This is a genomic window from Pseudonocardia adelaidensis (assembly GCF_039543345.1).
Lineage (GTDB): Bacteria > Actinomycetota > Actinomycetes > Mycobacteriales > Pseudonocardiaceae > Pseudonocardia > Pseudonocardia adelaidensis.
Genome location: NZ_BAABJO010000024.1, coordinates 45,479 through 58,502, shown reverse-complemented (window position 1 = coordinate 58,502; position 13,024 = coordinate 45,479). Strand labels below are relative to the sequence as shown.

Annotated in this window: 12 protein-coding genes; 7 read left to right on the top strand and 5 right to left on the bottom strand. The window is 72.9% G+C overall.

The window, feature by feature from the left end; all coding sequences use genetic code 11:
* Positions 1-130: 130 nt before the first annotated feature.
* From ABEA81_RS27650 to boxB, 3 genes are all read left to right on the top strand, one after another.
* Positions 131-1,726, top strand: coding sequence for a benzoate-CoA ligase family protein (locus ABEA81_RS27650; protein ID WP_345608663.1), 1,596 nt, complete (start codon positions 131-133; stop codon positions 1,724-1,726).
* A gap of 98 nt (positions 1,727-1,824) precedes the next feature.
* Entirely contained in the window at positions 1,825-3,516 is a 1,692-nt protein-coding gene (boxC, locus tag ABEA81_RS27645) for a 2,3-epoxybenzoyl-CoA dihydrolase (protein ID WP_345608661.1), read from the top strand.
* A gap of 2 nt (positions 3,517-3,518) precedes the next feature.
* Positions 3,519-4,931, top strand: coding sequence for a benzoyl-CoA 2,3-epoxidase subunit BoxB (gene boxB / locus ABEA81_RS27640; protein ID WP_425570680.1), 1,413 nt, complete (start codon positions 3,519-3,521; stop codon positions 4,929-4,931).
* On the opposite strand, the gene ABEA81_RS27635 is transcribed toward boxB, so the two are convergent.
* The gene (locus ABEA81_RS27635) at positions 4,907-5,839 is read right to left on the bottom strand and encodes an AraC family transcriptional regulator (RefSeq protein ID WP_345608657.1); all 933 of its coding nucleotides are present in this window, start codon (positions 5,837-5,839) and stop codon (positions 4,907-4,909) included. The two genes, boxB and ABEA81_RS27635, sit on opposite strands and share 25 nt — an antisense overlap.
* A 73-nt stretch (positions 5,840-5,912) precedes the next feature.
* Between ABEA81_RS27635 and ABEA81_RS27630 the strand changes: the two genes are divergently transcribed.
* Positions 5,913-6,956, top strand: coding sequence for an SDR family NAD(P)-dependent oxidoreductase (locus tag ABEA81_RS27630; RefSeq protein WP_345608655.1), 1,044 nt, complete (start codon positions 5,913-5,915; stop codon positions 6,954-6,956).
* Positions 6,957-7,360: 404 nt separating this feature from the next.
* Here the strand turns inward: ABEA81_RS27630 and ABEA81_RS27625 are convergent, their stop codons facing one another.
* Positions 7,361-8,410: a D-2-hydroxyacid dehydrogenase gene (locus ABEA81_RS27625; RefSeq protein ID WP_345608654.1), complete on the bottom strand. Its 1,050-nt coding sequence runs from the start codon at positions 8,408-8,410 to the stop codon at positions 7,361-7,363.
* 91 nt (positions 8,411-8,501) lie between these two features.
* Between ABEA81_RS27625 and ABEA81_RS27620 the strand changes: the two genes are divergently transcribed.
* On the top strand, positions 8,502-9,350 hold the full coding sequence (locus tag ABEA81_RS27620; protein WP_345608653.1) for a helix-turn-helix transcriptional regulator: 849 nt from the start codon (positions 8,502-8,504) through the stop codon (positions 9,348-9,350).
* Between the two features lie 6 nt (positions 9,351-9,356).
* Here the strand turns inward: ABEA81_RS27620 and ABEA81_RS27615 are convergent, their stop codons facing one another.
* From ABEA81_RS27615 to ABEA81_RS27605, 3 genes are all read right to left on the bottom strand, one after another.
* Entirely contained in the window at positions 9,357-9,980 is a 624-nt protein-coding gene (locus tag ABEA81_RS27615; protein WP_345608652.1) for a DUF1707 SHOCT-like domain-containing protein, read from the bottom strand.
* A gap of 15 nt (positions 9,981-9,995) precedes the next feature.
* Positions 9,996-10,292, bottom strand: a complete 297-nt coding sequence (locus tag ABEA81_RS27610; RefSeq protein ID WP_345608650.1) for a hypothetical protein — start codon at positions 10,290-10,292, stop codon at positions 9,996-9,998.
* 278 nt (positions 10,293-10,570) lie between these two features.
* Entirely contained in the window at positions 10,571-10,789 is a 219-nt protein-coding gene (locus ABEA81_RS27605; protein WP_345608648.1) for a hypothetical protein, read from the bottom strand.
* A 162-nt stretch (positions 10,790-10,951) separates the two neighbouring features.
* Here ABEA81_RS27605 and ABEA81_RS27600 point away from each other — a divergent pair, with 162 nt between their 5' ends.
* Both ABEA81_RS27600 and ABEA81_RS27595 read left to right on the top strand, forming a co-directional pair.
* Positions 10,952-11,152, top strand: coding sequence for a hypothetical protein (locus tag ABEA81_RS27600; protein ID WP_345608646.1), 201 nt, complete (start codon positions 10,952-10,954; stop codon positions 11,150-11,152).
* Positions 11,153-11,162: 10 nt separating this feature from the next.
* Positions 11,163-12,962 (top strand): HNH endonuclease signature motif containing protein, encoded by a 1,800-nt coding sequence (locus ABEA81_RS27595; protein ID WP_345608644.1) that lies wholly within the window; start codon positions 11,163-11,165, stop codon positions 12,960-12,962.
* Positions 12,963-13,024 lie beyond the last annotated feature (62 nt).

The following is a 13,024-nucleotide window of genomic DNA, read 5'->3' as shown; positions in this document are numbered from 1 at the left end:
CGGGACCTCGTTCATAGCAGCGTGCGCATGGATGCGAAAGCGCTGCGGACGGGGATCTTCTACGAAACGTTGACGCAACGTGATCGACCAGTAGAGTTCGGACCCACCCGTTCGGACCGGAGCCGCTCCCATGACGGAACTGTTCAACGCCGCCGCCCACCTCACCGAGCGCCGCGTCGACGCGGGTGACGGCGAGCGGATCGCGCTACGCCACCCCCGGGGCACCCACACCTACGCCGAGCTCACGGAGGAGGTGCGCCGCGTCGCCGCCGGCCTGGTCGACATCGGAGTGCGCCCCGAGGAGCGCGTGCTGCTGTGCATGGCCGACGACGTCGAGCTGGCCACCGGCATCCTCGCCGCGATGTACGCGGGCGCCGTGGCGGTACCCGCGTCCACCATGCTCACCGCTCGCGAGCTGGCCACGCTCGTCGTCGACTCACGGGCCAGGGTGCTCGTCGGCAGCCCGCAGTTCGCCGACACCGTCACCGCTGCCGCCGCCGACGCGCCGGACCTGCGCCACGTCGTGCTGACCGGCGACACCGCGCCGGAGGTCCCGGGCGCGATCGGGCTCACCTGGGACGACCTGCGGGGCGTCGAACCGCTCGCGGCCCCGTACCGGACCTGGGACGAGTCGCCCGCCCTGTGGCTCTACACGTCCGGCACCACGGGCAGGCCCAAGGGCGCGATGCACCGCCACACCGACATCCGCTACGTCTGCGAGACCTACGCCGCCCAGGTGCTCGGCATCGGGCCGAACGACGTGTGCCTGTCGGTGGCGAAGCTGTTCTTCGCCTACGGCATCGGCAACTCGCTCTTCTTCCCCCTCTCGGTGGGAGCGAGCAGCGTGCTCGAGCCGTCGCGACCCGACCCCGCCCTGTACGCGCGGCGGGTGGCCGAGCACGGGGTCACGCTGTTCTTCGGCGGCCCGAGCTTCTGGGGCCCGCTGATGGCCGCCGGCCTGCCGCGGGAGACGTTCGCGACCGTCCGCAACGGGGTCTCGGCGGGCGAGGCGCTACCGCCCCGGATGTTCCACGGCGTCCGCGACATGTACGGCTTCGAGATCCTCGACGGCATCGGCTCCACCGAGGCACTGCACATCTTCATCTCCAACGTCGCGGGCAAGGTGGTGCCGGGCAGCTCCGGCTTCCCGGTGCCCGGCTACGAGGTGCAGCTGCGCCGGCCGGACGGCAGCGTCATCGACGGTGCGGGCGAGCCCGGGATGCTCTACGTCGCGGGCGAGTCGCTGTGCACCGGCTACTGGTGCCGCACGAGCGTCAACCGGGCGGTGTTCCACGGGGAGTGGATGCGCACCGGCGACCAGTACGTCCGCAACCCCGACGGCAGCTGGACCTGCCTCGGCCGCGCCGACGACGTGCTCAAGGTGGGCGGGATCTGGGTCAGCCCGTCCGAGGTCGAGGCCCGGCTGCTGGAGCACCCGGCGCTCGCCGAGGCCGTCGTCATCGGCGTGCCCGACGCGGACGGCCTGGACAAGCCGGTCGCCTACGTCGTCGCCCGCCCCGGTGCCACGGTCGACCCCGACGAGGTGGTGGCGTTCTGCCGCGCGGGCCTGGCGGCGTTCAAGCGCCCCCGCCTCGTCGTGCAGGTCGACGGGCTGCCCCGCACGGCGACGGGCAAGATCCAGCGCTACCGCCTCCGTGAACGGGCGGCAGCCACGATGACCCCGGCTCCCACGACTGCCGACGAGGTGGCCGAGGCGAAGGCCTGAAGCGCCCGGCTGACGTTCTACATCTACTTGCCGTTCTGACAACCAGCTGTAGACTGATGCGTGTCCACCGCGCCGCCGCCGCAGGAGGAGCGTCAGCGATGACCAGCACCGCCGAGCCGGCCCCCGAACCGCAGATCAGTTTCGACGCCGCCCCCTCGAGCTACCGGCACTGGAAGCTCGACGTGCAGGGCGAGGTCGCGTACCTGCGGCTCGACGTCACCGAGGACGGCGGGCTGGTGCCCGGCTACGAGCTGAAGATGAACAGCTACGACCTCGGCGTCGACATCGAGCTGCACGACGCCGTCCAGCGGTTGCGCTTCTCGCACCCGCAGGTGCGGGCAGTGGTGCTCACCAGCGCGAAGGACCGCAACTTCTGCGCGGGCGCGAACATCCGGATGCTCGCCCGGAGCAGCCACCCGTGGAAGGTGAACTTCTGCAAGTTCACCAACGAGACGCGCAACGAGATCGAGGACGCCACCGCCCACTCGGGGCAGACCTGGATCGCCGCCGTGAACGGCACCGCGGCGGGCGGCGGCTACGAGCTGGCGCTCGCCTGCGAGCAGATCCTGCTGGTCGACGACAACTCCTCCGCGGTCGCGCTGCCGGAGGTGCCGCTGCTCGGGGTCCTGCCCGGCACCGGCGGGCTCACCCGCGTCACCGACAAGCGGAAGGTGCGCAAGGACCGCGCCGACGTGTTCGCCACCCGCGCCGAGGGCATCCGGGGGCGGCAGGCCGTCGAGTGGCGGCTGGTCGACGAGGTGATCCCGAAGCGGAAGTGGGACGAGACGGTGGCCGAGCGCGCCGCCGAGGCCGCCGCCCGTTCCACCCGGCCGGCCGACGCGCATGGCGTCGAGCTGCCCCCGCTGCAGCGCGAGGAGACCGCCGACGGGCTGCGCTACCAGCACGTCGAGGCGCGCTACGACCGGGCGGGAGGGATCGTCGAGATCACCGTGCACGGGCCAGAGGGCGACGTGCCCGACACCGTCGAACGCGTGCACGAGCTGGGCGCCCGGTTCTGGCCGCTCGCCATGACCCGCGAGCTGGACGACCTGATCCTGCGGCTGCGCGCCAACGAGCGGGAGCTCGGTACGTGGGTGATCCGCACGCGCGGCGATGTCGAGGACGCGCTGGCGTTCGAGCGGGTGATCGCGCGGTACTCCGGCGAGGACTGGCTGGTCAACGAGATCCGGCACTACTTCAAGCGGGTGCTCAAGCGGCTCGACGTCACGTCCCGGTCGCTGGTGGCGCTGATCGAGCCGGGCTCGTGCTTCGCGGGCGCGCTGCTGGAGCTGGCGCTGGCCTGCGACCGGCAGTACATGCTCGACGGCTTCCTGGAGGAGGACTCGCAGGAGGGTGAGCCGGCCCAGATCGTGCTGTCGGACAGCAACTTCGGCACCTTCCCCATGGGCAACGGCCTGTCCCGCCTCGCGAGCCGCTTCTACGGCGACGACGACCACGTGGCGAAGCTGCGCCAGGAGGCCGGCCGCAGGATCGACGCGGCCGAGGCGCTCGAGCTGGGCCTCGTCACGGACGCCCCCGACGACATCGACTGGGACGACGAGGTCCGGATCATGCTGGAGGAGCGGGCGTCCCTGTCCCCTGACGCGCTGACCGGCATGGAGGCCAACCACCGGTTCGTCGGGCCGGAGACGATGGAGTCCCGGATCTTCGGGCGACTCACCGCGTGGCAGAACTGGATCTTCGTACGACCGAACGCAGCGGGCCCCGACGGCGCGCTGCGCCGGTACGGCACGGGCCGCAGGGCCGACTTCGACCGCAGGCGGGTGTGAACATGTCGATCGACTACTCCGAGAAGATCCCGAACAACGTCGACCTGGCGGGTGACCGCAAGCTGCGGCGGGCGCTCGAGTCGTGGCAGCCCAACTTCCTCAACTGGTGGAAGACGATGGGCCCCGCGGTGCCCACCGAGGACGTGTACCTGCGCACGGCCGTCGCGGTCGGGCGCGAGGGCTGGGCCCACTTCGACCACGTCCCGATGGACGAGTACCGCTGGGGCGTCTTCCTCGCCGAGCGCAACACCGACCGCCGGATCGCGTTCGGCGAGCGGAAGGGCGAGCCGGTGTGGCAGCAGGTGCCCGGCGAGTACCGCGCCGACCTGCAGCGGCTCATCGTGATCCAGGGCGACACCGAACCCGCGTCGGTGGAGCAGCAGCGCCGCCTCGGCGAGAGCGCGCCCTCGCTCTACGACCTGCGCAACCTGTTCCAGGTCAACGTGGAGGAGGGCCGCCACCTGTGGGCGATGGTGTACCTGCTGCACGCCTACTTCGGCCGCGCCGGTCGCGAGGAGGCCGAGGCGCTGCTGCAGCGCAACTCCGGTGACATCGACTCGCCGCGCATCCTCGGCGCGTTCAACGAGGAGACGCCGGACTGGCTGTCGTTCTACATGTTCACCTACTTCACCGACCGGGACGGGAAGTACCAGCTCGGAACCCTGAAGGAGTCGGCGTTCGACCCCTTGAGCAGGACCTGCGAGTTCATGCTCAAGGAAGAGGCGCACCACATGTTCGTCGGCACCACGGGCATCGACCGCGTGGTGGCGCGCACCGCCGAGCTGATGCGCGAGCACGACACCGACGACGTCGCGCCGCACGGCGGGATCCCCCTGGACGTGATCCAGAAGTACATCAACTTCCACTACTCGGTGTCGCTCGACCTGTTCGGCTCCGAGCGCTCCACCAATGCCGCCAACTACTTCACGGCCGGCCTCAAGGGCCGCTGGCAGGAGGAGCGGCGCAAGGACGACCACGTCCTCACCGAGGACGCTGCCCACATCGACGTCGTGCGGGACGGCGAGATCACCACCGACGAGGTGTCGGCGCTCGTCGCGCTCAACCACGACCTGCGCCGCGAGTACATCGCCGACTGCGAGACCGGCCTCAAGCGCTGGAACCGGGTGCTCGAGAAGGGCGGCGTCGACCGGCGCCTGTACCTGCCGCACGTCGGGTTCAACCGCCACGTCGGCGTGTTCGGCGGCCACCACGTCACGCCGAAGGGCGACCTCGTCGGCGAGGACGTGTGGGAGGCCAACCGGGACAAGTGGCTCCCGAGCGAGGCCGACAAGACCCACGTCCGGTCGCTGATGCGACCCGTGTACGAGCCCGGCAAGATCGCCGGCTGGATCGCGCCGCCGTCGAAGGGCATCAACGACAAGCCGGTCGACTACGAGTACGTGCACTTCCCCTGACGGAAGCGCAGCGCCTGACGGAAGCGCAGCGGTGACTCGCCGACCTCCCGCTTGAACGCGGTGCTGAACGCGCTCTCCGACGCGTAACCCAGCTCGGCCGCCAGCGAGCCGATCCGGGCGTCACCGTCCCGGAGGGCGCGCTGCGCCAGCAGCATCCGCCACCGGGAGAGGTAGGTCAGCGGAGGTACCCCGGCGACGGTCCGGAAGCGTTCGGCGAACGACGTCCGCGACATCGCCGCGGCGCGCGCCAACTCCTCCAGCCGCCACGGCCGCCCGGGCTCGGCGTGCATGAGGCCGATCGCCGGGCGCAGCCGCTCGTCGGTCAGCGCCCGGAGCCATCCCGCGGGGAGCTCGGCCTGGTGGACGTAGGCGCGCAGCACCTCGAGCAGGAGGAGCTGGCCGTACTGCCGGATCGCGAACGCCGAGCCCGCCCGGTTGCCGGTGACCTCGTCGAGCAGCCGGTCGAGCGTGGCGCGCAGGCCCGTCGCCCCGTCCGACGACCGGACGTGGCCCAGCGGCGGGAGCGCCTGCAGCAGCAGCGCCCTGGCGGCGGGGTTGATGTCGACCGCGGCACCGATGACGACGTCGTCGTTTCCCGGGTCGGCCCCGGCGAGGTGGGTGAAGCTCTCCTCGGGCACGACCTCGCGGCGGAGTCCGTCGCCCGTGCCGCCCTCGAGCGACAGCCACGACCGGTCGTTCAGGATGGCGACGTCGCCCGCCTCGATGTCGATCGGATCGGCGACGCCGTCGGCGGCCAGCCGAACCCGGCCGTGCACCAGCGCGATGAGCTTCAGCGGGTCCCGGACCGGGGCGCGGGCCACCCACGGGCCCCGCACCGCGAAGCCGCCCGACACCAGCCCGCGGACCTGGACGAGGTCGAACACCTCGGACAGTTGGTCATCGACCACGTTCGTACTCCCGCGCAAGAAAATCGGACCGCCGATGATTCAGCGTACGGGCTGAGGCGCGCACAGTGGTGACATGAGTCAGAAGCAGCACCCGCTCGGAACCGGGTTCACCGCGGCGTCCACGGCCGACGACGTCCTCGAGGGCATCGACCTCTCGGGCAAGAACGTGATCGTCACCGGCGGGCACACCGGGCTCGGGCTCGAGACCACCCGTGCGCTCAGCAAGGTCGGCGCGTCCATCACCGTGGGTTCGCGCAACCCGGACCGCGCGGCCCCCGCGCTGGCCGGGATCGAGCGCGTCGAGGTCGACCGGCTGGACCTCCTCGACCCGACCTCGATCGACGCCTTCGCCGCCCGCTACCTCGGCTCCGGCCGCCCGCTCCACATCCTGGTCAACAACGCCGGGATCATGGCCGGCCCGCTGTTCCGGGACGCCCGCGGATACGAGTCGCAGTTCGCGACCAACCACCTCGGCCACTTCCAGCTGACCCTGGCCCTGCTGCCCGCGCTGCGCGCCGCCCACGGCGCCCGGGTGGTCAACGTGACGTCCGGTGGCCATCGGCTCTCCGACATCCGCTGGGACGACCCGCACTTCGCCACCGGCTACGACCCCATGCTCGCCTACGGCCAGTCCAAGACCGCCAATGTGCTGTTCGCCGTCGAACTGGACCGCCGATGGGCAGCGGACGGGATCCGGGGCTACGCCGTGCACCCGGGCATCGTCGTCACCACCGGACTAGGACCGTCGCGGGCCGAGGACGGGCCCGCGGTGTCCGAGGGCGCCCAGCGGGCCATGGGCCTGATCGACGACTCCGGACGGCCGGTCATCGACCCCGACCGCGAGCTGAAGACACCGCAGCAGGGCGCCGGCACCAGCGTGTTCGCCGCGGCCAGCCCGCTGCTCACCGGCATCGGCGGCGTCTACCTGAAGGACAACGACATCTCACCGCTGGACACCCCGCGCCCCATCGACTTCGGTGCCGAGCAGGACATCCCGTCCGACGTCGTGCCGCACGCCCTCGACCCCGAGTCGGCCCGGCGGCTCTGGGAGCTGAGCGAGCGGCTGCTCGAGAGGCGCAGCCAGAGCGTGTCCGTGACGGCCCACCCCTCCGGCTGAGGTCCCGGGGCCGGCATCGGCCTCGGCGAGGGCGGCCCGGATCAGTGACTGCGCGGCCCAGCTCATCACGTCGGTGGCGGCGTCCGGTGCCAGCCCGCACGCGTCGCGGGTGACGATCAACGCGTCCACTCCGTGCTCAGCGCCGGCGTCGTCGCCGACCTCATGGGTGTCCCGGCCGGAACCGGCCCGTCAACGTCCCCATGCTGCACGTCTGCGAGTTCCGCGACGGCAAGATCAGCCGCGAGAACGTGCGGCTCGACGGTGCCGCGGTCATGGCGCAGCTCGCCGGCGCATGACTATGGCGCCGACGCCGTGCCCGTCGCCGAGCGGCACGAGCTGCGCGCCGCGGCCCCCGGCCTGCGGGTGGTGGACGTGGCGGGCAACCCACGTCGGTGTGATGACCGCTAGTAGAACTCGACCGTGTTCACCACGTTGCGCAGCGGGCGACCGTCCAGCAGGCGGCCGGCGTTCTCCGCGAAGAGCTCGGCGATCCGCCGCCCCTCCGCGGGGGTGAGCGTGGCGTTGTGCGGGCTGATCAGCACGTTCGGCATGTCCCACAGCGGGCTCGCCGGGTCGAGGGGTTCCGCGGTGAAGACGTCGAGCGCGGCGAATCCGACGCGCCCGTCGCGCAGGGCCTCCACCAGCGCGCCCTCGTCGATCACGGCGCCGCGCCCGACGTTGACGAGCGTGGCGCCGGGCCGGACCGCGGCGAGCACGTCGGCGCTCACCAGGCGTTCGGTGGCCGCGGTGGCGGGCAGCGCGACGACGATGCCGTCCACCCGCCCCACCACGGCGGCCAGCTCGGAGGGGTGCACCAGCTCGGCGACGCCATCGACCGGGTCGCCGCGCCTGCTGGTGCCGATCACCCGCGTGCCGAACGCGGCGAGCAGCCGGGCCACCTCGCGGCCGATCCCGCCGAGGCCGACGACCAGCACGGTCTGCTCCCGCAGCTGCCCCATCAACCAGCGGTGCGGCCACTCGTGCCGCTCGGCGTCGGCCCGCAGCCGCGGCAGGTTCTTGGCGCCGGCGAGCAGCCCGAACAGGGCGTACTCGGCCAGTGGGCCGGCGTGCACCCCGGCCGACGTCGTGAACGTGACGCGCTCGAGCTGCGCGGCGGACAGGCCTGCGCGCTTCACCAGCGCGCCGCCGCCGGCCGCCATCGTGTGCACCCACCGCAGCCGGGGGTTGGTCTGCACGGCGCGCCGCAGTGCCGCCGGGTCCTCGCCAGGCACGCCGTAGAGCGCGTCGGCGTCGGCGATGATCTCGGCGAACCGCCGCTCCTGGGCGGGTGTGCGGCGGAACGAGGGATCGCCGTGGTGGTCGGCGGGGTAGCGCGGGGGCGGCAGCAGCTCCTGCTCGCAGACGAGCTCCACCCGCGGCTCGAGCCGCGGGACGAGCGCCGCCAGCTCCTCGGTCAGGGGCGTCACCACGGCGACGTGCAGGCGATCATCCACGGGCCCAGCATCTCAAGGTGCCGGACCGGGGGACGATCCGTACCAGGCTGAGTCCACGCACGGCCCCGGCGCCTTCGGCATCCTGAGATCCATGGACCGCACCGAGCTCGGGATCGCGCTGCGCACATGGCGGGAGCGGCTGCGCCCCGCGGACGTCGGACTGCCGGCGGGCGTGCGGCGGCGCACCCCCGGCCTCCGGCGTGAGGAGGTCGCCGGCCTCGCCGGGATGTCGGTCGACTACCTCACCCGCGTGGAGCAGGGCCGCGGCCCGCGTCCGTCGGAGGCCGTGCTCGGCGGCCTCGCCAGGGCCCTGCGCCTCAGCGACGCCGAGCGCGACCACCTGTTCGGCCTCGCTGGGGTGGCGGCGCCCCCTCCGGGCCGCATCCGCAGCGCGGTACGGCCCAGCGTGCAGCGGTTGCTGGACCGCTTCACCGACCTCCCGGCCCTCCTGCTCGACGCCAAGTGCGACGTGCTGGCCTGGAACCCGCTCGCGGCCGGGCTGCTCGGCGACCTGTCGGCGGTGCCACCGGCGCGGCGCAACCTCGCGTGGCAGGCGTTCCTCGGCGAGGCGAGCCGGGTGGTGGCCGACGGCGAGGAACGCGGGCGCCTCGACCGCGCGATCGTGTCCGACCTGCGCCGCACGGCAGCCCGCTACCCCGACGACCCGGGCCTCGGCAGGCTGGTCGCGGAGCTGCGCGCCGGGAGCGATCGGTTCGAACGCCTCTGGACGCTGCGCGAGCTCGACGAGCGCCACGGCGACACCAAGCGGATGCGCCACCCCGAGCTGGGCGTGCTCGAGCTGGACTGCAACGTGCTGCACGTCCAGGGCGACGACCAGGTGCTGCTGGTCTACTCGGCGGCTCCGGGGAGCCGGGAGGCCGAGGCGCTCGCGCTGCTCGGCGTGCTGGGGCTCCAGGAGGTCACGACCCCGGCCGGGTAGTGGCGATCAGTCGTCGTCATCGTCGTCGGGCTCCGGCTCGCCCGGGCGCAGGATGTCCACGCTGCCGAACGCGCCCGTGGCGTCGACCACCACCTCCGTGCCCTGGCCGGTGCAGGCCAGGGCGCAGTCGGTGCTGCCGAAGATCACCGCTCCCGTGGGCCGCGCGCGGACGCCGTCCGGGACCACGACGTCGACGCTGCCGAAGAGCATGCCCACCTCGACCCGCTCCTGGCCGGGCGCGACGGTGATCTGCCGGTTGCCGAAGATCGCCGCGCCGTCGTCGGCCGTGACGACGTGCGAGCCGACGAAGATCAGCGCACCGATGGCCGCCACGCCGACCAGGCTCCCGCCGATCCGCTGCCCGAGGCTCTTCTCGGTCGGAGCGGGGGCGCTCTCCGGAGCCGCCACGGCGACGGTCGGTTCCTCGTCGGGACCGGGCCGGTACGGCGGCAGGTCGCGGACCAGCTCGTCCAGGTCGCTCTGGGTGCGGGCGGCCCAGCACTGCGCGGCGCGCTCGTCGTACTCGGAGAGGGTGAGCACGCCGTCGGCGTGCGCCTGTTGCAGGTGCGCGTCGACGGCGCGGCGTTCGCGGTCGCCGATGCGCAGCTCGGGCCGGGGCGGTTCGTCCACGTGCCCATAGTGCCGTTACCGGCGGGCGGCGCCCGCGGTGGTCGCGACCGGGGTGTCCCAGTCGATGTGGTGCCCGTGCAGCCGCTCGGCGGCTTCCGCCCCCTGCCTGCGCAGGAAGATCGGCAGCAGCGCGTCGCGCAGCACCCGAGCGAGCGGCCCGGCGGCCTTCGCGGTGCTCGACCGCACCCCGGCCGCCACCACCCGCCGCTCCACCCGCGCGCGACGCAGCCGCTCGTACGCGGCGAAGGCGGCACCGGGGTCGGGCAGGTCGCGCAGGCACCGGCCGAGCTCCACCGCGTCCTCGCTCGCCATCGACGCGCCCTGCCCGGACGCGGGCGACGTCGCGTGGGCGGCGTCCGTCGCTCAGCGCGCGGTAGAGGTCGCTGCGGCGCAGCGTGACGCCGACCGTGCCGTCGGGAAGGGCCGCGCCGGTGCTCACTCGCCCAGCGGCTTCCCGGTGCACCTGCGGAAGCGCATGCGCGGCGTGGCGAAGCGATGTCTCGGACGACGTGGCCGAGGTCCAGCGCGCCCAGCGCGTCGATGCCGTTGACCTGCACCGTGAGGAACGCGCCCACGTCGTCGGCCGTGCCCTAGTGGGCCTCGTACACCGTGGGCGTGATCGCCGACTTCCTCGCGGAGCTGACCGGCGCGGACGCCGGCCCGTCGGTGGTGCCGCCGCTGTCGGACGGCTCCCGCGGAAGGGGCACCACGAGCAGCAGCGGCAGCTGACCCGCGGCAGCGCGGGTGGGTCGGCGGACGTGGGCCACCACCCATCCGGTGCGCCGAGGATGCCCGTGCACGAACGACACGCCCATCACCTCCGGACCCGAGTCCACCACGGGGGTCGGACATTCCGGGAGCACCCGGGGACGCGTTGTCGCGAGCGGCGGTCGAGCGGCCGCGTTGCAGGGCCGAGGCCCGTGACGGACCCCTTCGTCGCGCCGGTCCGGACGTAGCAGAGAGACGCCCGCGTGCACGACCGGATCTCGATCGCCCGGGCGGTCAGGCCCTGGGCGCAGCAACTGGCCGAGCATCGCCGCCTGCCGGTGTCCACCGAGACGATCCCGCGTGAAGCGGGCATCCATTGGCATGCGAACACCGCGCTCGAGATCCCGGGACACGGCACACCAACAGGCGTGATCGACGTTGCGAGCCCGACCCCAATCCCGTAGTATCGAACATATGTTCGATAGTGTCTGCGAGGAGGGGGTCGGCGATCCCGTCGACCCCGAACTCGAGGATGCCTTCGACTGGGTGGCCATCGAACGCGAGCTGCGCTGCGGCGACGAGGAGCGCACCTGGGGCAACACCGCGCCGTCCGGGTTGTTCGCGCTGGAGATCGACGCCGACACCGAGTGCGAGGCCGGGCTGTCGGACGCCCAGCTGATCGATGCGATCGTCGGGTTCGACCGGGTCGCCGCATGGGCGCAGGCCCGGCAGGCGCGGTTGCTGGCCGAGTTCGCCCGCCGCCGCCCCGGCGACGACTCCACCCTGGTGGCCACCGACAAGCCGTGCACCGTGAGCAGGTTCGCCCCCGACGAGGTCGGGCTGGCGCTGACCCAGGCCCGGCTCACCGCGAAGGCCCGGCTCGGGCGGTCGGTGCAACTGGAGCAGGTGCTGTCCGAGACCCTCGCCCTGTGGGAGCGGGGTCGGCTCGATGAACGCCGGGTCAGCGCGATCTGCGACGCCACCCACCACCTGAGCGCCGAGACCGCCCGCGCGGTGCAGCAGCGGGTGCTCGACCGCGCCCCGGAACAGACCCTCGGCCAACTCAAGGCCGCCCTGAAACGGGCCGTGATCGCCGCCGACCCCGAAGGTGCCGCCGAACGGCACAAGGCCGCCCGCCGCGACCGCCGGGTCTCCATCAGCGAAGAACAGGACGGGATGGCCTCGCTGTGGGCGCTGATGTCGGCCGCCGACGCCCAGGCCGGCTACCAGTGGCTCACCCGCCTGGCCCTGGGTTGCGGCAAGGACGATCCGCGGGGCATGGACGCCCGCCGCGCCGACCTCGCCGCCGCCCTGCTGTCCGGCCGGCTCACCAACGCCGCCCCCGACAGCGACACCGACAGCGACAGCGATGCCGATCCCGACACCGGCAGCGACACCGGTGCCGGCTCCGAGAGGGACGAGGCCACCGACGCCGGCACCGACGCCGGAGACGCCGCGGACGCCGGCGATCACGGCGGGGCTGGGGTCGGGGCGCCGTGTGACGCGCAGGCATCAGCAGCCGGCGAAGCCAACGGTCCCGGCAACACTGCGAGCGACAACAGTGCGAGCGACCACGGCGCCGGCGATCACGGCGCCGGCGATCACGGCGCGGGCGACCACTGTGCCGCACCCCGGCCGGTGACCCCCGGCAAACCCCTCGTCCAGGTCCTGATCCCCTTCACCACCCTGCTCGGCGCCGACGACCACCCCTGCGAACTGGTCGGCCACGGCCCCATCCCCGCCGACCTGGCCCGCGAGATCGCCGGCGACGCCACCCTCAAACGCCTGGTCTACGACCCACTCTCCGGCACAGTGCTGGACTACGGCCGCAGCACCTACCGGCCCCCGGCCGGACTCGCCGACCACGTGCGCGCCCGGGATGTGTACTGCCGGGGCCCGATCTGCCGCCGCCGCGCCCTGGACGGGCACCTCGACCACATCACCCCTTTTCCGCACGGCCCGACCAACGACAAGAACCTGCACGGCTGCTGCGGACACGAACACCGCATGAAACACGCCCCCGGCTGGGCCGTGCGCGCGCTACCCGACGGGCGCATCCAATGGATCACTCCCACCGGGCACCGCTACCACAGCCACCCCCACGACTACCGCACCGACGACGAACTGCCACCCGACAAGGCCGGCACCCGCAACAGCCTGCCGAAAGACCTCGCCGCACGGCTGGAACGCATCCAACGCGGCCGCCGCACCACCGCCCTCTGGGACGGCAGGACCATCCCCGACGACGACGAAGGCGAGCCCCCGCCCTTCTGAGTCGGCGCGCCACTCCCGATGGGGCCGGTCGCCGAACTGCTGCGGCGGGCGCTTCGGGCTCG

Bases quoted from the DNA above. Each gene is read 5' to 3' on its own strand.
- boxB (WP_425570680.1), top strand. From the start codon at position 3,519: ATGTCGATCGACTACTCCGAGAAGATCCCGAACAACGTCGACCTGGCG.
- boxC (WP_345608661.1), top strand. From the start codon at position 1,825: ATGACCAGCACCGCCGAGCCGGCCCCCGAACCGCAGATCAGTTTCGAC.
- ABEA81_RS27595 (WP_345608644.1), top strand. From the start codon at position 11,163: ATGTTCGATAGTGTCTGCGAGGAGGGGGTCGGCGATCCCGTCGACCCC.
- ABEA81_RS27650 (WP_345608663.1), top strand. From the start codon at position 131: ATGACGGAACTGTTCAACGCCGCCGCCCACCTCACCGAGCGCCGCGTC.
- ABEA81_RS27620 (WP_345608653.1), top strand. From the start codon at position 8,502: ATGGACCGCACCGAGCTCGGGATCGCGCTGCGCACATGGCGGGAGCGG.
- ABEA81_RS27610 (WP_345608650.1), bottom strand. From the start codon at position 10,292: ATGGCGAGCGAGGACGCGGTGGAGCTCGGCCGGTGCCTGCGCGACCTG.
- ABEA81_RS27630 (WP_345608655.1), top strand. From the start codon at position 5,913: ATGAGTCAGAAGCAGCACCCGCTCGGAACCGGGTTCACCGCGGCGTCC.